Source organism: Mesorhizobium sp. P2_A8, assembly GCF_056404935.1.
This window is the reverse complement of sequence record NZ_JBFUDB010000004.1, coordinates 102702-126055: the sequence shown is the minus strand read 5'-3', so window position 1 is coordinate 126055 and position 23354 is coordinate 102702. Positions and strand designations below refer to the sequence as shown.

Annotated in this window: 20 protein-coding genes; 9 read left to right on the top strand and 11 right to left on the bottom strand. The window is 64.4% G+C overall.

All coding sequences use genetic code 11. The features are described from left to right. Positions 1–6 precede the first annotated feature (6 nt). Positions 7–2136, bottom strand: a complete 2130-nt coding sequence (locus AC1D10_RS13105; protein WP_477273095.1) for a hydantoinase/oxoprolinase family protein — start codon at positions 2134–2136, stop codon at positions 7–9. 160 nt (positions 2137–2296) lie between these two features. Between AC1D10_RS13105 and AC1D10_RS13100 the strand changes: the two genes are divergently transcribed. The 4 genes from AC1D10_RS13100 (at position 2297) to AC1D10_RS13085 (ending at position 7505) form a co-directional block, all read left to right on the top strand. Then, the gene (locus AC1D10_RS13100) at positions 2297–3076 is read left to right on the top strand and encodes a helix-turn-helix transcriptional regulator (protein WP_477272286.1); all 780 of its coding nucleotides are present in this window, start codon (positions 2297–2299) and stop codon (positions 3074–3076) included. A 227-nt stretch (positions 3077–3303) separates the two neighbouring features. Next, on the top strand, positions 3304–4635 hold the full coding sequence (locus tag AC1D10_RS13095; RefSeq protein ID WP_477272284.1) for a glucoamylase family protein: 1332 nt from the start codon (positions 3304–3306) through the stop codon (positions 4633–4635). After that, the gene (locus AC1D10_RS13090) at positions 4625–6160 is read left to right on the top strand and encodes a mercuric reductase (protein ID WP_477272282.1); all 1536 of its coding nucleotides are present in this window, start codon (positions 4625–4627) and stop codon (positions 6158–6160) included. Before AC1D10_RS13095 ends, AC1D10_RS13090 begins: the two co-directional genes overlap by 11 nt. A 124-nt stretch (positions 6161–6284) precedes the next feature. Beyond that, positions 6285–7505 carry a glycosyltransferase family 4 protein gene (locus AC1D10_RS13085; RefSeq protein ID WP_477272279.1) on the top strand — a complete coding sequence of 407 codons (1221 nt, stop codon included), beginning with the start codon at positions 6285–6287 and terminating at the stop codon, positions 7503–7505. A gap of 28 nt (positions 7506–7533) precedes the next feature. On the opposite strand, the gene AC1D10_RS13080 is transcribed toward AC1D10_RS13085, so the two are convergent. Next, positions 7534–8109, bottom strand: a complete 576-nt coding sequence (locus AC1D10_RS13080; protein WP_477272277.1) for a DUF1349 domain-containing protein — start codon at positions 8107–8109, stop codon at positions 7534–7536. Positions 8110–8191: 82 nt separating this feature from the next. Then, positions 8192–9631, bottom strand: a complete 1440-nt coding sequence (locus tag AC1D10_RS13075; protein WP_477272275.1) for an aldehyde dehydrogenase family protein — start codon at positions 9629–9631, stop codon at positions 8192–8194. A 272-nt stretch (positions 9632–9903) separates the two neighbouring features. Here AC1D10_RS13075 and AC1D10_RS13070 point away from each other — a divergent pair, with 272 nt between their 5' ends. The 5 genes from AC1D10_RS13070 (at position 9904) to AC1D10_RS13050 (ending at position 15594) form a co-directional block, all read left to right on the top strand. Beyond that, positions 9904–10563 (top strand): TetR/AcrR family transcriptional regulator, encoded by a 660-nt coding sequence (locus AC1D10_RS13070; RefSeq protein WP_477272273.1) that lies wholly within the window; start codon positions 9904–9906, stop codon positions 10561–10563. 96 nt (positions 10564–10659) lie between these two features. Beyond that, positions 10660–11913 (top strand): sarcosine oxidase subunit beta, encoded by a 1254-nt coding sequence (locus AC1D10_RS13065; RefSeq protein WP_477272271.1) that lies wholly within the window; start codon positions 10660–10662, stop codon positions 11911–11913. A 9-nt stretch (positions 11914–11922) separates the two neighbouring features. Further along, the gene (locus AC1D10_RS13060) at positions 11923–12189 is read left to right on the top strand and encodes a sarcosine oxidase subunit delta (protein WP_477272269.1); all 267 of its coding nucleotides are present in this window, start codon (positions 11923–11925) and stop codon (positions 12187–12189) included. Further along, positions 12186–15068 carry a sarcosine oxidase subunit alpha family protein gene (locus AC1D10_RS13055; RefSeq protein WP_477272267.1) on the top strand — a complete coding sequence of 961 codons (2883 nt, stop codon included), beginning with the start codon at positions 12186–12188 and terminating at the stop codon, positions 15066–15068. Before AC1D10_RS13060 ends, AC1D10_RS13055 begins: the two co-directional genes overlap by 4 nt. Then, positions 15061–15594 carry a hypothetical protein gene (locus AC1D10_RS13050; protein WP_477272265.1) on the top strand — a complete coding sequence of 178 codons (534 nt, stop codon included), beginning with the start codon at positions 15061–15063 and terminating at the stop codon, positions 15592–15594. The genes AC1D10_RS13055 and AC1D10_RS13050 overlap by 8 nt, the downstream gene beginning before the upstream one ends. Positions 15595–15610: 16 nt before the next feature. Here the strand turns inward: AC1D10_RS13050 and AC1D10_RS13045 are convergent, their stop codons facing one another. The 8 genes from AC1D10_RS13045 to AC1D10_RS13010 form a co-directional block, all read right to left on the bottom strand. Further along, positions 15611–16096 (bottom strand): hypothetical protein, encoded by a 486-nt coding sequence (locus AC1D10_RS13045; RefSeq protein WP_477272263.1) that lies wholly within the window; start codon positions 16094–16096, stop codon positions 15611–15613. Positions 16097–16213: 117 nt separating this feature from the next. Continuing rightward, on the bottom strand, positions 16214–16774 hold the full coding sequence (msuE, locus tag AC1D10_RS13040; RefSeq protein WP_477272261.1) for an FMN reductase: 561 nt from the start codon (positions 16772–16774) through the stop codon (positions 16214–16216). Between the two features lie 64 nt (positions 16775–16838). After that, positions 16839–18086, bottom strand: coding sequence for an SfnB family sulfur acquisition oxidoreductase (locus AC1D10_RS13035; RefSeq protein WP_477272259.1), 1248 nt, complete (start codon positions 18084–18086; stop codon positions 16839–16841). Positions 18087–18110: 24 nt separating this feature from the next. Beyond that, positions 18111–18917, bottom strand: a complete 807-nt coding sequence (locus tag AC1D10_RS13030; protein ID WP_477272256.1) for an ABC transporter ATP-binding protein — start codon at positions 18915–18917, stop codon at positions 18111–18113. Between the two features lie 78 nt (positions 18918–18995). Further along, the gene (locus tag AC1D10_RS13025; protein ID WP_111544900.1) at positions 18996–20333 is read right to left on the bottom strand and encodes an ABC transporter substrate-binding protein; all 1338 of its coding nucleotides are present in this window, start codon (positions 20331–20333) and stop codon (positions 18996–18998) included. Between the two features lie 66 nt (positions 20334–20399). Next, positions 20400–21440: a branched-chain amino acid ABC transporter permease gene (locus tag AC1D10_RS13020; protein ID WP_477272254.1), complete on the bottom strand. Its 1041-nt coding sequence runs from the start codon at positions 21438–21440 to the stop codon at positions 20400–20402. Between the two features lie 3 nt (positions 21441–21443). Then, complete coding sequence (locus AC1D10_RS13015; RefSeq protein WP_477272252.1) at positions 21444–22343, bottom strand: branched-chain amino acid ABC transporter permease; 900 nt, start codon at positions 22341–22343, stop codon at positions 21444–21446. Next, a complete protein-coding gene (locus tag AC1D10_RS13010; protein ID WP_477272250.1) occupies positions 22340–23269 on the bottom strand; it encodes an ABC transporter ATP-binding protein in 930 nt (309 codons plus the stop codon). Before AC1D10_RS13010 ends, AC1D10_RS13015 begins: the two co-directional genes overlap by 4 nt. Positions 23270–23354: the final 85 nt, after the last annotated feature.

Genomic DNA, 23354 nt, shown 5'->3' with positions numbered 1-23354 from the left:
GCCCTCTCAAGCGTGGGTGTAGTGCAGCAGCGTCCATTCATCGACGAAGACACGGTCTTGCGGATGGACGACGAGCGTGGTGGCGGGATGTTCGATGATGGCCGGGCCGATCACTTCATGGCCGGGCTGCAGGAGATCCATTTCGTAGAGATTGGCTTTGTGCCAGCGGCCACCGATATAGGCCTCACGCACACCCTTGTGGGCGGATGCCGGATTGGAAGCACCGAGCGGCCGCTTGAGCAGCACCGGCTTGACCTTGTCGGCGGTGGCGATCAGGCCGAGTTCTGTGATGGTGAAGCCGGCCTCGCCATAGCGCGAAACGCGGTGGTTGACCTTGGCGTAGACCGCCTCGAACTCGTCGAGCACCTTGCGCATGTCGTCGGCCGAATTGACCTCGGCAAGCGGCGCCATCACCTCGACGTCCTCGAGCTGACCGGTGTAGCGCATCATCAGGAACGGCACGGTCTTGATCTTCTCGCTGGCGTGGCCGTCGGCGATCATCTCGTCGACCGCCGCCTTGGTCAGATCGTTCCAGACCGTCGTGACCTTGGCGCCGAAGGCGGCCAGCGTCGCCTCGTCGGCGCGCGAGGGGATATCGTGCTGTGTCGACACCGAATGCCGGCGCATGAAATCGGCCGTGGTGCAGCCGAAGGCGGAGAAGGCGGCGGCGAACTGGAAGGTGATGATGTCCTTGAAGCCGATGCCTCTGGAGCAGCCGGCCAGATGCAACGGACCCGAACCGCCATAGGACAGCAGCGTGAATTCCGAGGGGTGGATGCCCTGGCCCGAGATGACGCGGCGCAGCGCATTGTTGGCGTCGGATTCCAGCATGTCGATCATGCCTTCGGCGGCTTCCTCCAGTCCGACGCCCAATATGTCGGAGCATTTCTCCTGGAAGGCGCGGCGGGCCTTTTCGACCTGTAGCACGACCTTGCCGCCAAGGAAGTAATGCGGGTTGAGGCGACCGAGGATGGCGTCGCAGTCGGCGATGGTGGGCTCGGTGCCACCGCGATCGAAACAGATCGGGCCGGGGTCGGAGCCGGCGCTTTCCGGCCCGAGGCTGACTTTTTTCGTCAGCGGGTCGACCTTGAGGATCATGCCGGCGCCGGCGCCGATGGTGTCGAGATGCAGCGTCGGCACGTTGAGTTTGAAACGGTCCATCAACGGCTCGTTCTCGATCCGCGTCTGGCCGCGCGTGATGACGCCCATGTCGAAGGAGGTGCCGCCCATGTCGGAACAGATGAGCGAGTCATTGCCGATCAGCTTGCCGACATAGGCAGCACCCAGGATGCCGCCGATCGGGCCGGAGATCATCGTTTCGTGCAGGCGCGGATGGTTGATCGAGGTCAGGCCGCCAAAGGAGAGCAGCGTCTGCACGCCATATTTGAAGCCGTATTTTCTCGAGACGTCTTCGATCCCCTTGAGCTGCTTGCGGCCGCGCGACGTGGCGTAGGCCTCGATCAGCACCGAGTTCAGCCGCGACTGCTCGCGGATGACGGGACGGACCTCATGGCTGGTGTAGACGATGATGTCGGCGCCGGCATTCTCGACTTCCGCGCGGCAGATCTCGGCGATGCGCTTCTCATGCACCGGATTGACGTGCGAGAAGATGGTCATGATGCAGATCGCCTCGACCTTGTCGGCGATCAGTTTTTTGGCGGCGGCGGAAACCTCATGCTCGTAGAGCGGCAGCACGATGTCGCCGAACTGGTCGATGCGCTCGGTGACGCCATGGGTACGGCGGCGCGGCACCAGCGGATCGGGGTGATGATGGGTGACCGCATGCAGCCGGTCGGCATAGGAATAGTCAGCCCAGGCCTGCAGGCCGCGGCCCATCAGGATCATGTCCTCGAGGCCCTTGGTGGTGATCAGGCCGAGCCGGCGCCCGGTGCGCGACAGCAGCGTGTTGAGCATGCCGGTGCCGGAATAGAGCACGACGTTGACACCGGAAAACAGCTGCTCCAGCGAGATGCCCCAGGCGTCCGCAGCATCCTCGGCCGAAGCCAGAAAGCCCTCGGCCTCGTTCTTCGGTGTCGTCGCCGACTTGCCTATCTTGAAGTGGCCGTCCTGATCGACAAGGATCGTGTCGGTCATGGTGCCGCCGGCGTCGATACCGATGACGATTGGATTGCCGATGGCTGGCGGATTGCCAACGGTGGGGCCTGTGAGGTTGGGTTGGGTCACGGTCGCCTCGGGATCTGGTCTAGGTTGACGCTAGGCTAGATTCGATGGGCGGCCTCGCGCCATATGCCTAAAGACACAATGACGGTTGGGTTGAGATCGCCGAGAAAAGGGCATGCGCATGGGCAATATCTGGGCGCCGCTCGCTAAGGCGATCGCCGCCACCGGCACGGACAGGCATGTCGACTGCCTGATCGACCTGATCGGCGCGGACATCGAGCACGATCTCGTCACCGTGACGCGCTATTCAGCCACGAAGACGCCGGAATTCGTCAAGCACCGGCGCTTCTCAGACGAGATGGTGCAGCGTTATCTCGCCAGCTATTACGTGTTCGACCCGTTCTATGCCTCGTGGCGGCGCGAGCGCAGGCTCGGCATCATGCCGCTGAAACGGCTTGCCGACGACGAGGCCAAGCGCGGCCAGTATATAGCCGGCTTCCTCGCACAGTCGGAAATCTGCGACGAGGTCGGCATTATGCTGGCGGATGGCGGCGACTGGTGCCTCGGCATCTTCCTCGACCGCTCGACCACCGCATTCAAGGACAGCGAGATCGCACTTCTGGACGAGCGGCTGCCGGTGTTCGAGGCGTTGCACGCGCTCGATATCAAGGCGCGCGGAACCGATTTCTCACGCACGTCGGCGCCGACCGGCCCCGGCGCCTCGCCCCGGCAGGAGCCGACCATCCCGGCGAGCCTGTGGCCGGAGCTGTCGCTGCGCGAGCGCGAACTTGTCCAGCTGGTCCTCGCCGGTCACCCGACCGCGAACATCGCCGAGCGCCTCGTCATCACCGTCGGCACCGTCAAGAACCATCGCCGGCGCATCTATGAGAAGCTCGACATCACCACAGAGCGGGAACTGTTTTTGCAGTTCTTCCAGCATCAGGCCGACCGATAAGGGCATCCTGCGTCGGGCGGTTGTAACTACAATTCTGCGTGACGGGTAACGAACGAGGCCGGACACGCGTATAGTTGCCAACGCTCGAATCGGGGATGATCCAGGAAGAGACTGCGGGAAAGCCATGACACGGAGTGACTGTTCGGCATGCGCGACAAGCCGCCGGCATCGTGCCGCCGCCCGGCAATCGACGGAAGCTGCGGCCATCAGGCTGGAGTTTGCATCGTTTGCCTAAAGCAGAGCCTGCCGCACTGTCCGACGATGAACTTCTGGACCGCTACCAGCGTGCGGCCTTCGACTATTTCCTTGAGAACGTGAACCCGGAAAACGGGCTGGTCGCCGACACGTCGCGGCCGAATTCGCCGGCCAGCATCGCCGTCGTCGGTTTCGCCCTGTCCTGCTACCCGATCGGGGTCGAGCGCGGCTGGATGACGCGCGAGGCGGCTGTGAAGCTGACGCTCGCCGCACTGCGTTTCTTCCGGACCAGCGCGCAAGGCAATGGCGACGACGTCACCGGTCACAAAGGCTTCTACTACCATTTTCTCGACATGCGAACCGGCCTGCGCGTCTGGCGCTGCGAACTGTCGATGGTGGACACGGCATTGCTGATTGCCGGCATGCTGGTGGCGGGCGCCTATTTCTCCGGGGGCGATGACGAGGAAGCCGAAATCCGCCAGTTGGCCGAGGCGCTCTACCGGCGTGTCGACTGGCGATGGGCGCAAGGCACCAGTCCAACCTTGCGGCAGGGCTGGAAGCCGAAGAGCGGCTTTCTCCACTATGGCTGGGAGGGCTACAACGAAGCCACGATCCTCTACGTGCTGTCGATGGCCTCGCCCGACAGCCCGACCTCGGAAGACAGCTACGACGGTTGGACGGCGACCTACCAGTGGGAAAACATCTACGGCTACGACGTGCTCTATGGCGGACCGCTGTTCATGCACCAGTTCTCGCATGCCTGGATCGATTTCGCCGGCATCCGCGACGCTTTCATGCGCGAGAAGAATTCGGACTATTTCGAAAACAGCCGGCGCTCGACCTACCTTCACCGCGATTATGCGCGGCACAACCCCTATGGCTATTACGGCTACGACGAGAATTTGTGGGGACTTTCGGCAGGCGACGGGCCGGGCGGCTTTCGCACCAGCGTGGAGCGGCAGCGCCGCCGATTTTCAGGCTATGCCGCGCGTGGCGCGCCTTTCGGGCCGGATGACGGGACGATCGCCCCATGGTCCTATCCGGCGTCGTTGCCTTTCGCGCCGGATATCTGCCTGGCGGCGTTGCGCCATCTCGGTGATCGCTACCCCGAAGTGATCGACAATTTCCGGCTGCCGAGCGGCTTCAATCCGACACTGGCCAACCGGCGAAAATTCGGCCGGCACGGCTGGGTGTCCGAAGGCCACTACGGTCTGGACCAGGGCATCGTGGTGATGATGATCGAGAACCATCGCTCGCGCCTGATCTGGGAGCTGATGCGGTCCAACCAGCACATCCGTCGCGGCCTGGGCAAAGCGGGTTTCAACGGCGGCTGGCTGTCGGGGGATGGCGCCTATGTGGGGTGACCGAACCGGGGCCAGCGCCTTCCCTGTCGACCGCAATGATGTCAATCTGATCAAGCACGCCCACCCACCGCACTGGAAGAACCCCGAGCCGGACGGTCCCTACAACCTCGTCGTCATCGGCGCCGGGCCGGCCGGGCTGACCGCCGCTCGCGAAGCGGCCGGCCTCGGCGCAAAGGTCGCGCTCATCGAGCGCAACCTGATCGGCGGCGCCTGCGTCAATGTCGGCTGCATCCCGTCGAAGTCGATCATCCGCACGGCCAGGCTCTATGCCGATATGCGCGACGCAGAAAGTTTTGGCGGCGATACGCCGGACCCTCTTCACGTCGACTTTCAGCGGGCCATGACGCGGATGCGTCAGATCCGGCAGCGGATCAGCCGCGCCGATTCGGCCGCGACCATCGCGTCGGAAGGGATCGACCTCTATTTCGGCGAAGCGCGATTTGCCGGACCGGACGCGGTCATGGTGGCGGACAAGACGCTGTGTTTCAGGAAGGCGCTGATCGCAACGGGCGCCCGTCCAGGCCTGCCGGCGATTCCGGGGCTGGCCGAAGCCGGCTATCTCAGCAACGAGACGATGTTCAACCTCACAGCCTGCCCGCCAAGGCTGCTGGTCATCGGCGGCGGACCGCTCGGTTGCGAGGCCGCGCAGGCCTTCTGCCTGCTGGGTGCGAAAGTCATCCTGGCGCAGCGGGACCCGATGTTCCTGCCTGGCGAGGAGCGCGACGCCGCCCAGGTCCTTTCGGACGCGCTGGCGCGCGAGGGGATCGAGGTTCGGCTCAACACCGAAGTGGTGGCGGTGCGGACGGCAGGCGGCAAGAAGCTCGCCGACCTGGTGCGGGACGACGACACGACGACGATTTCCGTCGACGAGATCGTCACCGGCATCGGCCGCTCACCCAATGTCGACGGTCTCGACCTGGAAAGCGCCGGGGTGGCATACGATCCCGACGGCATCAAGGTCGACGATTATCTGCGGACCACAAATCCGCGCGTCTACGCGGCGGGCGATGTCTGCCTCGACTACAAATTCACCCATACCGCGGAGGCATCGGCCCGCATCGTCGTGCAGAACGCTCTGTTTCTCGGTCGCAAGAGGCTGAGCGAGCTGGTGGTTCCGTGGTGCACCTATACCGATCCGGAAATCGCCCATGTCGGCTTCTATCCTGCACAAGCGCGCCAGAACGGCATCCCGGTCAAGACCTATACGGTGCTGATGCACGATGTCGCCCGCGCGGTCATGGACGGCGAAGAAGAGGGTTTTGTCAAAATCCACGTCAAGGAAGGGTCGGATCGCATCCTGGGTGCCACCGTGGTTGCCAGCCATGCCGGCGAGATGATCAACGCGGTGTCGCTCGCCATCAAATCCGGTATGGGATTGCACGCGCTGGCCGATGTCATCCATCCCTTCCCAACGCAGGCACAAGGCATAAAGATGGCCGGCGACGCCTACCGGCGAACCCGGTTCACCTCATTTTGGAGGCAGCTGTCGGCGCGTTGGCTGGCGTGGTCCAGGCGGTGGCCCTAGCGTCCTACCGCATGCTGGCCGGCCATGATTAGACTGTCGCACCGGAAGGGGATCCAGTGCTTGACGAAAGCGCCGTTCGGCTAAACAAGTCGAAGCTGTCTTTGTGATTGCGGAACCGCCTCGAATGCCGTCTGGAATAGAGCCGCAAAGCGCCGGACGGCGCGTGCTGGTCGTGTCGCACGATCCTGCCTTTCCACCGGCCTCCGGCGGAGATCTGCGGAACCACCGCAATGCTCTAGCCGCAGCGGCATTCGGTCCCGTCTGCCTGGTGTCGGTGCGTTCGCAGGCCTTGGTGCCGGACGCGCCCGATCCGCCGATCCGCATCGAGGCCCTGGCGATCGAGGGAGAGGCCCGCTCCGCGTCGATCGGCTGGTGGCGCTTAAGGGCAGAGCATCGCATTTCGCGCTCCGCTTTGGCGCGGCTGGAGACGCTCGTTCGAGACTTCCACCCGGACACCATTGTGGTCGAGGGCATCGGCCTGTTCAAGCTGCTGCGGCCTTTGCGACCGCTGACCAAACAGCTCATCCTCGACATGCACAATGTCGAGTCCGACCTGGCGGGGCAAGTGCATCGCGCCGATGGAGCGCGGTCCGCCGCGGCCAGGCTCGCCACGGCCCTTGCCATCAGGCGCCTCGAAAGAAAGGCGCTTTCCCTTGTCGACAGGGTCTGGGTCTGCTCGAACGAGGATCGCGAAAGGCTGATGACCCTTTTTCCGTACAATATGCCGATCGATGTCGTTCCGAACGGAATTCCCCACGCCGGCGATATCCCCGAAACGCTGCCCGACGAACCTGCGGCCGACACGAACTTTCCGGTCATCCTGCTGGTCGGCCATCTCGACTATCCGCCGAATGTCGATGCCGCCAAGCGGTTAGCCGGCAGCATATTGCCCCGCATCCGGCAGACTTTGCCGGCGGCGAGACTGGTTATTGCAGGGCGCCGCCCGAAGCCTGCCGTGCGGGCGCTGGCGCGATTGCCCGCTGTGGAGCTCGTCGAAAACCCCGAAACCATGGCGCCTCTCCTGTCCAGGGCGCATCTCACCATCATTCCGCTCGCGGCAGGCGGCGGCACGCGCATCAAGATCCTGGAGGCGATGGCCTGGGGCGTACCGGTGATTGCCACGCCGTTGGCGGCCGAGGGGCTGGGCCTGGTCGATAACGAAGAGTTGCTGCTGTCGGATACCGATGGAGGGCTTGCCGACATGGCCGTCAGCCTTTGCCTGGACACGGACCGCAGAGCACGGCAGCGTATCAGCGCGCATCAAGCTGTTTGGGCTAGGTTCGGCCCGCAAGCCATCAGCAATGCTGTTCGCGATGGGTTGGGGCTGGAGGAGGCCGGCTCATGACCAATGCTTCAGCGCAGAAGCGCAGGCTTCAGTCGTGCAGCTCCCGTGATATCGGCGGACCAACGGTGAAACCGGAGAATGTGACCTCGAAACCTTCGCGTTGCGGCGAACAGCACATCATGCCGACATCGACCGCCTTCGAGATCGGGAAATAGGCGAGCCGCACGGGCTTCCAGTGGCCATCGGAAGCATCGAGATACTGGATGCGGATCGTCTCGGCATGACGGGTCAACCGGATCCGCACACCGAGCGGACTGGCCGGAATGGTGGCCAGCGACCAGTCCGAGGCATTGTTGGTGACAACGACAGAAAAATACATCACGCCGTCGGTGTATTCGATGCCGGCCTTGATCCAGTGCGTTTCGCTCAGCCGGACCATCAATCCGGCCTGGTCGTAAAGCACCTCGTAGCGCCCTTCGACCGTGACTTCGGCGGTGAAATCGCCCTCGACCTTGCGGTACAGGAAGTGGCCGTTGTCGCGCCAGAAATCGTAGAAGGTCTCGCGCCAGAAATCGGTCTCCTTGCCGGTGCGCACGCGAATCGTATCGCCATCCATGGCATGGTGCGGCGGCGGGTTGAGCCAGGTCAGGTCTTGCAATGTCATCGCCTTGCCCCGGTCCGGTGTTCTCAAATGTGCGTGCGGCTCGCCGGCCCGATCGGCCGGCGTCCAATCACCTTGCGCCCGATCAGCCTGCGAACGTATAGGCGGTCTTCACCGTGGTATAGAATTCCGCGGCATAACGACCCTGTTCGCGCGGTCCGTAGCTGGACCCCTTGCGACCGCCGAAGGGAACATGGAAGTCGACACCCGCCGTCGGCAGATTGACCATCACCATGCCGGCCTCCGAATTGCGCTTGAAATGCGTGGCGTGCTTGAGGCTCGACGTGCAGATGCCCGAGGTCAGCCCGAAGGGCGTATCGTTGGCGACAGTCAGCGCCTCATCGTAGTCCTTGACGCGGATGACGCTGGCGACAGGTCCGAAGATCTCCTCGCGCGAACTGCGCATGGTGTTGGTGGCCTGGGTCAGCAGCGCCGGCTGCAGGTAGAAGCCCGGCGTCTTGCGGTCGAGCCGCTCGCCGCCGAAGGCAAGCTCGGCGCCTTCCGCGCGGCCGATGGCGATGTAGTCTTCGTCCTGCTTCAACTGGGTCGCGTCGACGACCGGACCGATCTGGGTTTGTGCGTCGAGCGCGTCGCCGACGACCAGTTTGCTCATGCGATCCTTGAGGGCATCGACGAAACGGTCATGGATGCCGTCGGTCACGATGAGCCTCGACGAGGCCGTGCAGCGCTGGCCGGTCGAAAAGAAGGCGCCATTGAGCGCGCAATCGACAGCGACCGCCAGGTCGGCATCGTCCAGCACGACCAACGGGTTCTTGCCGCCCATTTCGAGCTGGAACTTGCGCATGTGCTCGATGCTTGCGGCGGCGACACGCTTGCCTGTGCCGACCGAGCCGGTGAAGGTGATGGCGTTGACGTCGGGACTGTCGAGCATGGCCTGGCCAACGACCGAGCCCTTGCCCATGACGAGATTGAGCACGCCTTTCGGCAGGCCGGCGCGATGCAGGATATCGACGATGGACCAGGCGCTCTCGGGAACCAGCTCCGCCGGCTTGAAGACGATGGTGTTGCCATGGGCCAGCGCCGGAGCGATCTTCCAGGCCGGAATGGCGATCGGGAAATTCCACGGCGTGATGATGCCGACCACGCCGACCGCCTCGCGCGTGATCTCGACGCCGACGCCAGGCCGCACGCTTGGCACGACCTCGCCGGACAGGCGCAATGTTTCGCCAGCAAAGAAATCGAAGATCTGGGCGGCGCGAATAGTCTCGCCGATCCCTTCGGCCAGCGTCTTGCCTTCCTCACGCGCCAGGTTTCGGCCGATCTCGTCCTTGCGCGCCAGGATCTCGTCCGAGGCTTTCTTCAACACCGCGTGACGCGCCAGCGGACCGGAACGGGACCATGCCGGAAACGCCGCCTTGGCTGCGGCGATCGCCTGCCCCGCCTGGGCGGCTCCGGCCGAGGCATAGTCGCCGACGACATCTCCGGTATTCGAGGGGTTGATGTTGCGGGAGCCGGCGTCGCCAACCCATTCGCCATCGATGAGGTTCTGTCGAAACGGGGTCATGTTCTGTCTTCCTGCTGATTGGCCGCGCGGCGGCATCTGTCTGAATTGGTATTTGCCAGACAATTGCCTTGCGGGAAAGCACGCAAGTGGGCTAGCGCCGCGACAAAAATCCCTGGGCTGGCGTCACGCCGATGACGCGGCGGGCGGCAGCGCCAAACCGAACCCCAACCGGCTGACATCCGTGAGGGTATCGCTGGGCCTGATCGAATCGCCCTGTACATATATGTCCATAGCCTTGATTTGCCTGATGCAGCGTGTCATGCGTCGTGCTGATGGAAGCCACCGATACGACGATCCAGCGCGCCGGCGCCACCGGCAACATCAAGGCCACTCGCGAAGACTGGCTGAAGCTTGCACTTGAAACGTTGATCTCTGATGGCGTCGAACGCGTCCGCGTGCTGACGCTTGGCCAGAAGCTCGACGTGTCACGCTCCAGCTTCTACTGGTATTTCAAGAGCCGGCAGGACCTGCTCGACCAGTTGCTGGACTACTGGCGGCAGACCAACACCAGGTTTATCGTCGAACGCGCCCGGCGGCCCTCCGCGACCGTGATCCGCGGGGTGATGAGCATTTTCGAATGCTGGGTCGACGAGAGGTTGTTCGATCCGCAACTCGACTTCGCGATCAGGGCCTGGGCGCGCCGCTCGCCTGCCATCCGGCGCGCGCTCGACGCGGCCGACGAGGAGCGCGTCAGTGCCATTCGCGACATGTTCATGCGTCATGGCTATGACGAGGAAGACGCGTTCGTGCGGGCCCGCGTGCTTTATTTCATGCAGATCGGCTATTACTCGCTCGAGCTGAACGAGCCGATGAGCAGCCGTTTGCCTCACGTCGCCGCCTATCTGCGCAGCTTCACCGGCCAGGAGCCTCAGGCAGAGGATGTCGAGGAGTTCTCGCGCTATGTCGAGGAGACGATTTCGCGCAAACGCTAGCCCCATCCGCTGCGTGCAGCATCGACAGGTGTACTAGACATATATGTACAATACCACTACGCTTTACCCTCCGAGATCAGCCTTGCCCGGCACGCCATGACCACAACTTATTCCGCTTTGTCGCTCTTCAAGGAGGGGCTGGCCGGCCAGACCGGCTGGCAGCCGGCCTGGCGCTCGCCCGAGCCGAAGCCGTCCTATGACGCGATCGTCATCGGCGGCGGCGGCCATGGGCTGGCGACGGCCTATTACCTGGCCAAGAACCACAACATCGCCCGGGTGGCAGTGCTGGAAAAGGGCTGGATCGGCGGCGGCAACACCGGCCGCAACACCACCGTGGTGCGCTCCAACTACTATTATCCGGAAAGCGTCGAGCTCTACGGGCTGGCGCACCGGCTCTATGAGGGGTTGTCCAAGGACCTGAACTACAACGTCATGCTGTCGCAGCGCGGCATGGTCAATCTTTGTCACAGCATCGCCGAAATGGAGGTCGGTGCGCGAACCGTCAACGCCATGCAGATCAACGGCATCGATGCCGAGCTGTTTTCCCCCGAAGATGTGCGCCGCGTGGCGCCGATCTATAATTTCTCAGCCGACGCCCGCTTCCCGGTGTTCGGCGGCATCTGGCAAGGCCGGGCCGGGACGGCGCGTCACGACGCGGTCGCCTGGGGTTATGCGCGGGCCGCGAGCCGGCTCGGCGTCGACATCATCCAGAACTGCGAGATCACCGACTTTATCATCGAGGGTGGCCGCTGCCGCGGCGTCCAGACCTCGCGCGGCGCGATCCGTGCCGAGCGCGTCGGCATGGCGGTGGCCGGGCATTCCTCGGCGCTGGCGGCCAAGGCCGGCTTCCGGCTGCCGATCAATTCCTACGCGCTGCAGGCCTGCGTTTCCGAGCCGATCAAGCCAATCCTCGACACGGTGGTGCTGTCGCCAGGCACCGGCGTCTATGTCAGCCAGTCGGACAAGGGCGAGATCGTCATCGGCGGCGGGCTCGACCGCATCCCCTCCTACGCGCAGCGCGGCAATCTGCCGACGCTGGAGACGGTGATTGCCGGGCTGCTCGAGATGTTCCCGATCTTCGGCCAGCTCAAGCTGATGCGGCAATGGGCCGGCATCGTCGATGTCGTGCCGGACTCCTCGCCGATCATCGGCGAATCGCCGTTGCCCGGCCTGTTCCTCAATTGCGGCTGGGGCACGGGCGGCTTCAAGGCCATTCCCGCCGGCGGCACGCTGCTGGCGCAATTGCTGGCAACCGGCAAGCACAACGACATCAGCCGTCCGTTCGATCTGGATCGCTTCGCCAGCGGGCGGCTGATCGACGAAGCGGCCGGGTCCGGCATCGCGCATTAAGAGGACTTTATGCAGCTTTTCCCTTGCCCGTTCTGCGGTCCTCGCGACGAGACCGAGTTCCATTATGGCGGCGATGCCGGCAACACGCGGCCGGATGGCGTCGATGTGCCGATCGAGCGCTGGGCCGATTACCTCTATCTGCGCACCAATCCGAAAGGCACGGCGCGCGAAATCTGGGTGCATATGAACTGCGGCGAGTTCTTCTTCATGGAACGTGACACCGTCACCCACAAGGTGCTGTCCTCAACCGCTCTCGGTGGGGAGCACGCGGCGTGACCGCCTCGCGTCTTGCCACCGGCGGCAGCGCCATCGACCGGTCGCGGCCGATCCGCTTCAGCTTCGACGGCGCCGCCGTGCACGGCTTTGCCGGCGACACCATCGCCTCGGCGCTGCTGGCCGGCGATGTCGCGGTTGTCGGCCGCAGCTTCAAATACCACCGGCCGCGCGGCATCTGGGGCGCCGGCGTCGAGGAGCCGAACGCGCTGGTCGACATCAGCGGCCTGCGGGCGACGCCCAACACGCGCGCCACGACCGAGGCGGCGCGCGACGGGCTGGTGGCGAAGAGCGTCAACGCCACGCCCAGTGCATTGAGCGACCGCAATGCGTTCCTCGACTGCTTTTCACGCTTCATTCCGGCGGCGTTCTACTACAAGACCTTCATGTGGCCTGACTGGCACCTGTTCGAGCCACGCATCCGCGCCATGGCGGGGCTGGGCAAGGTCGATGCGGACTGGACATCGCCCAGCACGGCCGACCAGGTCAATCACCATTGCGACCTGCTGGTGGTGGGCGCCGGACCGGCCGGCCTGGCGGCGGCAAGGCTGGCGTCAGACGCAGGCCTCTCCGTCATGCTGGTCGACGACCAACCGAGGCCAGGCGGATCGCTCGGCCACCGCGCTGGGGAGATCGACGGCAAGCCGGCGGCCGTCTGGATCGGAGAGACGGTCGCGGAGCTCGCCGCGGCCGGTCACCTGGTCCTGCCGTCGACCACCGCCTTCGGCATCTACGACCATAATCTGGTCGGGTTGAACCAGCGCCATCCAGACGGCCGGCCGGACACGCTGTGGCGGGCCAGGCCACGCCAGATCGTGCTGACGACCGGCGCCATCGAGCGACCGCTGCCTTTCGCCAACAATGACCTGCCTGGCATCATGTCGGCGGATGCGGCGCTTGCCTATCTCAAGCGGCATGCGGTGCTTGTCGGCCGCCGCATCGTCATCGCCACGAACAATGACAGTGCCTATGAGGTGGCGGAGGCGATCGTCAAGGCAGGCGCCAAAGTCACCCTTGTCGACTTGCGGCGCGATGGCACGCCTTCCACGCCGGCAAATGTCTGGCTGATCAAAGGGCGCGCGCTCGCTTCCGCCAGCGGCAAGCTGCGCGTCGAAGCGGTAACGCTCGATGATGGCACAACGGTCGATGCCGATTGCGTGCTGGTCTCGGGTGGCTGGACGCCGACCATTCATCTCTTCGGCCAGGCCAAGGGCAAGCTCGCCTGGAGCGAGGCGCGCGCCGCCTTTCTCCCGGGCGATCCGGTCGATGGTATCGCCGTGACAGGCGCAGCAGCCGGTGCGGTTTCCTTGTCGGAGGTGTTTGCAGGCGCCGGCAAGGCGATTGCATCCCTTGGCCCAACGACGGCAGCAGTGCCGCGCAGCACCGGACCGGAGGCCACGGGAGGCATTATCGCGGCATGGCCGATGCCCGGCTCGAAGGGACGCATCTGGATCGACTACCAGAACGACGTGACGGTGAAGGACGTTGAGCTGGCGGCACGCGAAAACTTCGTCTCGGTCGAACATCTCAAGCGCTACACGACGCTCGGCATGGCGACCGACCAAGGGAAGACCTCCAACCTGCCAGGTCTTGCGTTGATGGCCGGGATCACCGGCCGCACTGTGCCGGAAGTCGGCACCACCACCTACCGTCCGCCATTCACGCCGGTGCCGCTGGCAAGCTTTGCCGGCGCGCGCAGCGGCGAGTTGATGGCGCCGGTGCGCCGGTTGCCGCTGGAGCCCATGCATCGCGCCAGCGACGCCGTCTTCCAGGAATATGGCGGCTGGCTGCGCCCGGCGCACTATGGCGGCGACGCCGATGCGGAACGTTCGATCGAAGACGAGGCGCGGCGCGCACGCCAGTCGGTCGCGCTGTTCGATGGCTCGCCGCTCGGCAAGATCGAGGTGATCGGACCCAAGGCGGCCGAATTCGTCGATTTCATCTACTACAACACTATGTCGACGCTGAAACCCGGCCGCTGCCGCTATGGCTTCATGCTGTCGGAAAACGGCGTGGTCTTCGATGACGGCGTGCTGGTGCGACTGGACGAACATCGTTTCGTCGTGTCGTGCTCGTCCTCGCATGTCACTGCCGTGCATGCGCGGCTGGAGGAATGGCGCCAGGACCGCTTCGGGCGCGGTGCGGTCTACATCCACAACGCCACCGCCGAAATGGCGACGCTGACCGTTTCGGGGCCGAACGCCCGGAAGCTGCTCGAAACGCTTGGCTTAGGTCTCTCGCTCAACGACGTCGACCTGCCGCACATGGCGGTCGGCCATGGCACCTATGGCGCCGACGAGGTGCGCATCGCCCGCGTCAGCTTCACCGGCGACAGGAGCTACGAGATCTCGATCCGGGCGGATCGCGCCGCGCCGGTCTGGGCGCATCTGCGCCAAGCCGGCCAGGCGTTCGACGCCATTGTCATCGGCCTCGAGGCGCTGATGATCCTGCGGGCGGAGAAGGGTTTTGTCGTCATCGGCAAGGACACTGACGGCACCACGCTGCCGCATGATCTCGGCGTCGACGGTCCGCGCGCCAAACGCCAGAGCGAATTCGTCGGCCGCCGGTCGCTGTTCACCGAGGAGGCGTCACGCGACAACCGCATGCAGCTTGTTGGACTGACGGTGCCACAAGGCGAAGCGCCGCTGCCGACTGGCGCGCACGGCGTCAGGCGGAGTGATGGCAGACTGCGCAGCCAGGGCTTTGTCACCTCGAGCTACCAGAGCCCGACGCTTGGCTGTGCCGTGGCGCTTGGCCTGATCGAGCGCGGCGCGGCCCGCCACGGGGAGACGATCGAAATCCAGCATCTCGGCAAGGTCAGGACGGCGACGATCGCCGCGCCTTGCGCCTTCGATCCGGCAGGAGACCGGCTGCATGCGTGATCTCGCGGAGAAATGGTCCGTCGCGCCGGACTGGCAGTCGGCGGTCATCACGGCGCCCGGCCTATTGGTGCGCGCGATCTCTGGCCTCGACCAGTTGCTGGTCAGCGGTGACCTCGAGGCGTGGGCACGGGCATCCGGAACGGCCGGGACTGGTGCGGGTGCCTTTGGCACCGCGCAGGGTGAGCGCTATGCGGCGCGGCTGGCGCGCGATCGGCTGCTGGTCGTGTCGAACACCCCTGTCGCCATCACGACTGGCTGGCACGCAGAAGGCTTCGCGGTGACGGCGATCAGCGCCGGGCTGCAGGTGTTCGAGGTCGAGGGCTCGGCGCTCGACGCTTTCATCGCGCGCGGAACGACGCTCGATCCCAAGCAGGAGAGCGCCAGTGCTGCACTTTCCTTCGCCGGTATCAGCGCCGTCGTCTATCGCCATCAGGGCAGGCTGCGCATTCATGTCGACCGCGGTCTTGCGGCCTATCTCTGGACATGGATGGACACAGCGGCCAGCAATATCGCCGCATCGAATTAGCCGGCTATCTTATCGTTCAGAGAGTGAACGACCAGAACAGACAGGCCAGCGTGGCCGCAGCAAAGACCACGAAGAACAGGCTGCGCAGCAGCACGTTGCGACGCAGCTCGTTCAGGACGAGGTGGCAGCCGACGATCGCCGCGGCAAACAGGAACCGCCAGTTGAGCAGCGCCCACACAGCGCTGCCCTGGCCGAAGGCCCATCTGGCGGCGAGACAGCCGACGATGGCGGCAAACAGCACGATCACCGTCCAGAACAGGGCGTCGGCGGCATGGGTCAGGACGATGCTGGCCGCCCTGATCGGCAGGATCATCATCAGCAGCGCACTGAAGAAATAGACTGATGCAAGCGGAATGAACGTTCCGGCATCGGCTATGCCATCGAGACGCCTGACGCCAATCGCGCCGTAGGGATAGCCGTGCCTGGCCACGGCCAGGCTCAACGCCATGAGCAAGCCGGTCAGCACGGCGACGAGTGCGAAGGAGGCGAGGGCTTTGCTCATGATGTTCCTGTCCCAGACGAATCAGACAGGAACAGATGTAGGCGGGCGGTCGTAAATTGCGCGTAAGCGAGGGCACTACCTTCGCGGATTTATCGGCACAATCGGCCGGAGAGAATGCTACTCGGCGGCGATCCTGCCTGAAGAGCGGTTGGCGAGCACGAAGCCGACCTCGTACACGGCCTGCGCCGCACGCTTCAGGATCGCATCTGAGCGCAGCACGCCGTCCGTAAAATCCTTGTCTGTGGCATAGACGGCTGTGGGCAGCGTGAAGGCCTCGAAGAAGCCGAACAGCGGCCGCAGCTGATGCTCGACGATCAGGGCGTGGCGCTCGCCGCCGCCGGTCGCGGTCAACAGGATTGGCTTTCCCCGCAACGCAGCCGGATCGATGAGGTCGAAGAAGTGCTTGAACAGGCCGGTGTAGCTGCCCTTGTAGGTCGGCGACCCCACGACCAGCACGTCGGCGGCAAGGACTTCCTCCAGGATTGCGCGCGCCTGGCCGTCGAGATCGCGGGCCCATCTTGCCGTTCCCAGCGACGGACCGAGATCCTCTACGTCATAGGTGCTCGCCGACAGGCCGTGGCTGGCGGCGATGTCCCTGGTGACCAGATCGACGAAGGCGCGCGTCTTTGACGGCCGGGTGATGTTGCCGGAAAAGCCGACGACTGTTGGGTTTGACATGGCAGTGGGCCTCTTGGATGGTCGAAGTTTTGATGTGGCGGGCCGCCCGCCCGTCGGTGGGAAATCAACTCCAGGCGTGCAGCGGCGGATTTTCTCCGTTGAGGAAATATTTGCCCAGGATGGAATATTTCCAGCGCACCGGATCGTGCAGCGTGTGCGTGCGGGCATTGCGCCAGTGCCGGTCGAGATTGTGCTCGGCCAGCGTCGAGCGGGTTCCCGCCAGTTCAAACAACTTGTTGGTGGCGGCGATGGCGATTTCGGTCGACAGGATCTTCGCCTCGGCGGTGACGATCTGCGCATGCGCCACCGTCTCGGCGGTCGGCTCGGCTACCGCCCGGTCGATGGCGCGGCCGGCTTTTTCCAGCAGCGCCTGCGCCGCGTGCAGCCGCAGCGTCAGGTCGCCGACGGCCTGGATTGTGTAGGGATCGTCCCAGGCATTGTCGACGCCGCTGTCGATCCAGGCGCGGCTCTTGGTCCTGACGAAACTGACCGTCTCGTCGATCGCCGCCTGGGCGATGCCGGTGTCGACCGCCACCTGGATGATCTGGAAGATGGCGCCGTCGGCGGTCGGCTTGTCATAGCCCTTGTAACCGGGCACCAGATGCGTCTTTGGCACCTTGACGTTGTCGATGATGACGGTGCCGGACAGCGTCGTGCGCTGGCCGAAGCTCGACCAGTCGTCGATGACGGTCAGGCCGGGCGCGCCACGGTCGGCGATGGCATACCAGGCGCGACCCTCGTCATCGAGCGCCACGATCGGCACCAGATGAGCGAGCAGCGCCCCGGATGAATAGAATTTCCGGCCGTTGACGACCACATGATCGCCGGCATCGGTGAAGCGGGTCTCGAAATCGGCGGCACGCTTGGAACCGAACTCGGAAAAGGCATTGCCGAACCGAGTCCCTTTCAACACTTCGGCGAACAGCAGGTTCTGCTGATCCGCATCCGACACGGTCCGGATGGCTGCGACGACGCCAAGATGGTTCTGGGCAATCTGGCCGATCGAGGAATCCGCCGCCGAAATGATTTCGATCACCCTGGCGAGCGTGGCGTAGGACAGTTCGGGACCACCGAACGCCTTCGGCACATTGATCGACCACAGGCCGCTTTGCGAGAACGCATCGAGTTCGGCGACAGGCCAGATCCGCTCACGGTCGCGCCGAGAGGAATCCTTGACGAATTCGGCGGCGAGTGCGTGAGCGATGGCGATCGCCTCGGCGTCGTCCTTGATGATGTGCGCCGACGCGGTTGGCCTTGCGATTGGCGGCACGGCGGCAGAAGCGTGGTCGGTCTTGACGGTCGAGACGGTCATTTTACTGCTCCTTCGGATTTCGTTTCAGGCAACGGCATGGAGATGAGTTGACTTGGCGGTTAGTGATGGCTGTTGTCCGGAGGTCGATTGACCGAGATAGAAGGCCCGCACATCCTCGCGCTGGCGAAGATCGGCAGCCGCGCCAGAGAGAACGGAGACGCCGTTTTCGAGCACGGTGGCGTGGTCGGCATAGCCAAGGGCGACCGCCGAGTTCTGCTCGGCGACCAGGATCGACAGGCCTGTCTCGCGGTTCAGTTTTCTCAGCGTCTGGAAGATGTCCTGGACGATCAGCGGTGCGAGCCCCATTGACGGCTCGTCGAGGACCAGCAGACGCGGCCGCGACATCAGCGCCCGGCCGATGGCCGTCATCTGCTGCTCGCCACCGGAGGTGAGACCGGACAAGGTCCGGCGCTTCTCCCTGAGGCGAGGGAAATAGCCGTAGATCCGCTCGAGATCCCCGTTGATCTCGGCACGGCGGCTGCTGCGGCCGATGCCGCCGGCGACCAGATTTTCCTCGACGGTCAGGCTCTTGAAACAGTGGCGGCCTTCCAGAACCTGAACCAGCCCGGCGCGCACCAGATCGCCCGGCTTGCGGCGTGAGACATCGCCGCCATCGTAGCGGATGGTGCCCGCGTTGACCTGGCCACGCTCGGCCGGCAGCAGGTTGGAGACGGCCTTCAGCGTGGTGGTCTTGCCGGCGCCATTGGCGCCGAGCAGCGCCAGAATCTCGCCGCGCCTGATCTCGAAGCTGACGCCATGCAGCGCCGTGATGGCGTGGTTGTAGGTGGCATGAACTGCGTCCACGGCAAGAATGACGTCATCGTTCGGCATGGGCTCTTCTTCCGTGGTCAATGAACCGAAAAGGTCGGGCGCCGCGGAAACCGATCCGTTGCGCCCGGCGCTGATTGATCAGTTGGTGGTCACCGCGTCAGCATCGTCGGCGGTGCGCAGCTTGATGCCCTTCTCGGCGGCATAGGCTTCGGCCGACTTCTCGATGATTGGCCGCAGCAGTGCCCAGTCCGGCGCGATCCAGTCGGAGACGACATTCCACTTCTTGCCGTCCCACTGCTGGAAGGTCACGTAGCCTTCGCCCTCGTGATTGTCCCAGCTGACATTGATCGAATGGAACAGGTCCTTGGCGCCGAGCGCCTCGACCTTGGCCGGATCGAGCTTGAGATGCTCGAAGCCCCAGCGGACCTCGTCGCCGGTCAGCGTGCGATGGCCGAACTTCTCCTGCGCGACGCGGATCGCCTCGACATTGAGGATGCCGTTGACGATGCCGAGGTTGTGGTAGACCGAGCCGATGCGCGACTTGTCTTCCAGATTGCCCTTGCCGGCGCCGTAGACCGTCTTCACGATCTCCTGCACCACCGGATAGGAGTTGCCCGAGGCCTGGGTGGTGATGGCCGTGTAGCCCTTGGCGGCATCGCCGGCCGGGATCACGTCCTCTTCGGAATTCGACCAGACATTGCCGACGATATGATCGACGGGGAAGCCGACTTTCACAGCCGTCTTCAGCGCCACCGGGTTCATCACGCCCCAGCCGCGCAGGACGACGAAGTCCGGCTTGGCGCGGCGGATGGTCAGCCACTGCGACTGCTGCTCGTTGCCGGGATGCGGCACCTCGATCTGCTGCACGGTGAAGCCGTATTTCTGCGCCAGCAATTCATAGATCGGGATGGTCTCCTTGCCGTAGGGCGAGCCGTGATAGAGCACGACGATCTTCTTGCCTTTCAGCTTGTCGATGCCGCCTTCCTTGGAGGCGATGTAGTTCACGATGCCGGAGGTCTCGCTGTAGGGATTGAGCAGCAGCGGGAAGACGTAAGGGAAGACGCGTCCGTCGGTGGAATCGGTGCGGCCGTGGTTGACGGTGATCAGCGGCACCTTGTCGGCGGTGATGCGGTCGATCATGGCATAGGCGATGCCGACCGAGAGCGGGTTCCAGGCGGCGGCACCAGCATGGCTCTTCTGCCGCTCGTAGCATTCGACACCGCGCTCGACCTCATACTGGGTCTCGCATTCGTCCCAGGTCAGCTTGACGCCGTTGACACCGCCGTCGCGGATGTTGATAAGGTTGAGATAGTCGATGAAGCCGCCGAAGAAGCCGGTGCCCCCGGCCGCGTAAGGCCCGACGCGATAGCTTTGCAGCGGGAAATATTGTTCGTCGGCGTGGGCGGCGGGCAAGGCCACCGACACGATCATCGCCGCGGACAGCGCCGCCGCCTTGATGGTGCTCAGGAAGGTCATGGTTAGGGTACTCCCGGTATGGGCCGTCTTGGGTCCGGCCTCTGGTTCATTTTCGGATGCATTGGCTCAAGTCGACTGCCAGGCGAACAGGAGCCGTCTTCGGATCCTGTCCCACAGCGCCACCAGCCCGTCGGGTTCGAGGATCAGAAACAGGATGATGAGCGCGCCCAGCACGATGCGCTGGCTCATGTCGAGCACGCCCGAGTCGAAAAGATCGCCGAGCAAAAGGCCGCCGAGGCGAGACAGAGCGAGCGGAAAGACCACGATGAGGGCGGCGCCGAAAAAGGCACCGCGGATCGAAGCCAGGCCGCCGATGATGATGATGAACAGGATCTGGAACGACCGATCGAGATCGAAGCCATCCGGCTCGACCGTCCGCAGATAGGCGAAGGCCCAGATGACGCCGGCGACACCGATGATGAAGGACGAGATGGCGAAGGCCAGCAGCTTGGTCTTGAGGACCGGGATGCCGATGATGCGGGCGGCGGTTTCATTGTCGCGGATGGCGATGAAGTTGCGCCCGGTCTGCGACGAGACCAGCCGGTAGGCAAGGAAGGTAAGGATGGCAACGATGGTCAGCGCGAACAGGTAGCGGCCGATGGCGCCATCGAGAGCGAAGCCGGCTATCGATAGCCTCGGCGCGTCGATGACGCCGGACGCCGAGTCGTTGGAGAACCAGCTGAATTTGGTCAGCGCCCATTGGACAAAGAACTGCGCGGCCAACGTCGAGACCGCGAGATAAAAACCCTTGAGCCGCAGGCTCGGCAGGCCGAAGACGATGCCGATCGCGGCCGCGACGATGCCGGCCAGGAAAATGCTGCCGATCAGCGGCAGGCCCTCGACCCGCAGGTTGAAATTGTAGCCGGCGAAGGCGCCCGCCGCCATGAAGGCGGCGCTGCCCAGCGAAACTTGGCCGGCATAACCGGTCAGGATGTTCAAGCCCACGCCGGCAAGGCTGAGCGCGAGGAACGGCAGCAGGATGGCCTCGAACAGATAGCTCGAGCCGATCAGCGGCACGACGCCATAGGCGAAGGCGAGCAGCAGGGCTGGCGCGAGCCATTTCGGCAGCACCGGGGCGGAGGAGAAATCGCTTGATATCGCGGTCATGGCTCAGATCCTCTCGACCAGCTTCTGGCCGAACAGGCCGGAAGGACGGATCAACAGGAAGACGAGCGCGACGACATAGGCGAACCAGCTCTCGATGCCGCCACCGAAATAGTCGCCGATATAGACCTCGGCGAGCTTCTCGCTGGCGCCGATCAGCAGCCCGCCGACGATGGCGCCGAGGATGGAATCGAAGCCGCCGAGCACCAGCACGGGCAACGCCTTGAGCACCACCAGGGACAGCGAGAACTGCACGCCGAGACGCGCACCCCAGAGCAGGCCCGCCACCAGCGCGACGAGACCGGCGGCCGCCCAGACGGTGGCCCAGATCAACGGCAGGCGCAGGCCAACCGCGAGGGCCGCGAACTGGTCGTCGGCGACGGCGCGGAAGCTGAGGCCGATACGGGTGTAGCGGAAGAACAGCGACAGCAGGAGAACCATGCCGGCGGCAACCACGGCGGCGAAGATGTCGAACTGGCTGATCAGCACGCCGCCAACTTCGAGCGGCACGTCCTCGATGCCGAGATCGAGGCCATGGACCTGCGTGCCCCAGATCAGCTGGGCAGCACCTTCGATGATGTAGGACAGGCCGAGCGTCGCCATGAACAGCGTTATCGGCGGCTTGTTGGTCAGCGGCCGCAGCACCGTGCGCTCGATGGCGATGCCGATCGCCACCATGATGGCGAAGGTGACGACCAATGCCAGCGCGAACGGAACCCCGCGTTCGACAAGGCTGACGAAGGTGAGCGCGGCGAACAGCAGCATCGCGCCTTGCGCGAAATTGAGCACGCCCGAGGTCTTGTAGATCAGCACGAAGCCGATCGCGACCAGCGAGTACATGACGCCGGAGAGCAGGCCGCCGACGAGCACCTCGATGAAGAACTGATAGTCGAAATCGGCGATCATATGCCTGCCCCGTCTTCATTGTCCGAGGCGACGCCGAGATAGGCATCGATGACGCGCTGATCGTTCCTGACTTCGTCGGGCGTGGCGTCGGCGATCTTGCGGCCATAGTCGAGAACGGCGATGCGGTCGGACAGGCCCATGACGACGCCGACATCGTGCTCGATCAAGACGACGGTGGTGGCGAAGCGGTCGCGCGCGGCACGGACGAAGGACGCCATCTCGCTCTTTTCGCTTGCGGTCATGCCGGCCATCGGTTCGTCGAGAAGAAGCAGGCGCGGTTCGGCGACCAGCGCACGGGCCAGTTCGACCCGCTTCTGCAGCCCGTAGGGCAAGGTGCCGACAAGCCGATCGCGAACGGCGGCGAGGTCGAGGAATTCGAGGATCTGGTCGGCGCGGCTCAGAGTGTCACGCTGCTCGCCGCGCGAGCGGCCTATGCCGAGCACCTGGCCGGCAAAATTGGAGCGGACCTTGTAGGCGAGGCCGGAAGCGACATTGTCGAGGACGCTGAGGCCCTTGAACAAAGCGAGGTTCTGGAAGGTCCTGGCGACACCGAGATGCGCCAGCCGCTGCGTCGGTACCTGGGCATAGCTGGTGCCGTCGAGCAGGACATGGCCGCGATCCGGCTGGTAGACGCCGCTGATGACGTTGATCAGCGAGCTCTTGCCGGCGCCGTTCGGACCGATGATCGCGCGAATCTCGCCGGGGTGAACCGACAGGTCGATATCGGCCAGCGCGACGACACCGCCAAATGAAAGGCCAATGCCCTGAAGCGAAAGCAGCGGAACGGTGGCGGCGGACCCTGTCGGCTCGCCGTTGCGTTCGGGCTGCTGCTCCCGACGCAGTGCTAACGGCAGGGCGCGCGCCAAGACCTCCGGTGCATAGACCGAAGCCTCCATCGCTCCTAAGGCATAACTGGGCAGAGGCATTCCGATCGTCCTCGATTGCATCGGCAGGCGCGCAAACTCTCGTTGCTGCTCGATGGCTCGAGCGCGCCGGGAACGTTCATTCGTG

What these genes read in the sequence shown, in the direction of transcription:
- AC1D10_RS13100 (WP_477272286.1), top strand. Translation starts at nt 2,297, where the DNA reads ATGCGCATGGGCAATATCTGGGCGCCGCTCGCTAAGGCGATCGCCGCC.
- AC1D10_RS13090 (WP_477272282.1), top strand. Translation starts at nt 4,625, where the DNA reads ATGTGGGGTGACCGAACCGGGGCCAGCGCCTTCCCTGTCGACCGCAAT.
- AC1D10_RS13085 (WP_477272279.1), top strand. Translation starts at nt 6,285, where the DNA reads ATGCCGTCTGGAATAGAGCCGCAAAGCGCCGGACGGCGCGTGCTGGTC.
- AC1D10_RS13080 (WP_477272277.1), bottom strand. Translation starts at nt 8,109, where the DNA reads ATGACATTGCAAGACCTGACCTGGCTCAACCCGCCGCCGCACCATGCC.
- AC1D10_RS13075 (WP_477272275.1), bottom strand. Translation starts at nt 9,631, where the DNA reads ATGACCCCGTTTCGACAGAACCTCATCGATGGCGAATGGGTTGGCGAC.
- AC1D10_RS13070 (WP_477272273.1), top strand. Translation starts at nt 9,904, where the DNA reads ATGGAAGCCACCGATACGACGATCCAGCGCGCCGGCGCCACCGGCAAC.
- AC1D10_RS13065 (WP_477272271.1), top strand. Translation starts at nt 10,660, where the DNA reads ATGACCACAACTTATTCCGCTTTGTCGCTCTTCAAGGAGGGGCTGGCC.
- AC1D10_RS13060 (WP_477272269.1), top strand. Translation starts at nt 11,923, where the DNA reads ATGCAGCTTTTCCCTTGCCCGTTCTGCGGTCCTCGCGACGAGACCGAG.
- AC1D10_RS13050 (WP_477272265.1), top strand. Translation starts at nt 15,061, where the DNA reads ATGCGTGATCTCGCGGAGAAATGGTCCGTCGCGCCGGACTGGCAGTCG.
- AC1D10_RS13045 (WP_477272263.1), bottom strand. Translation starts at nt 16,096, where the DNA reads ATGAGCAAAGCCCTCGCCTCCTTCGCACTCGTCGCCGTGCTGACCGGC.
- msuE (WP_477272261.1), bottom strand. Translation starts at nt 16,774, where the DNA reads ATGTCAAACCCAACAGTCGTCGGCTTTTCCGGCAACATCACCCGGCCG.
- AC1D10_RS13035 (WP_477272259.1), bottom strand. Translation starts at nt 18,086, where the DNA reads ATGACCGTCTCGACCGTCAAGACCGACCACGCTTCTGCCGCCGTGCCG.
- AC1D10_RS13030 (WP_477272256.1), bottom strand. Translation starts at nt 18,917, where the DNA reads ATGCCGAACGATGACGTCATTCTTGCCGTGGACGCAGTTCATGCCACC.
- AC1D10_RS13025 (WP_111544900.1), bottom strand. Translation starts at nt 20,333, where the DNA reads ATGACCTTCCTGAGCACCATCAAGGCGGCGGCGCTGTCCGCGGCGATG.
- AC1D10_RS13020 (WP_477272254.1), bottom strand. Translation starts at nt 21,440, where the DNA reads ATGACCGCGATATCAAGCGATTTCTCCTCCGCCCCGGTGCTGCCGAAA.
- AC1D10_RS13015 (WP_477272252.1), bottom strand. Translation starts at nt 22,343, where the DNA reads ATGATCGCCGATTTCGACTATCAGTTCTTCATCGAGGTGCTCGTCGGC.
- AC1D10_RS13010 (WP_477272250.1), bottom strand. Translation starts at nt 23,269, where the DNA reads ATGCCTCTGCCCAGTTATGCCTTAGGAGCGATGGAGGCTTCGGTCTAT.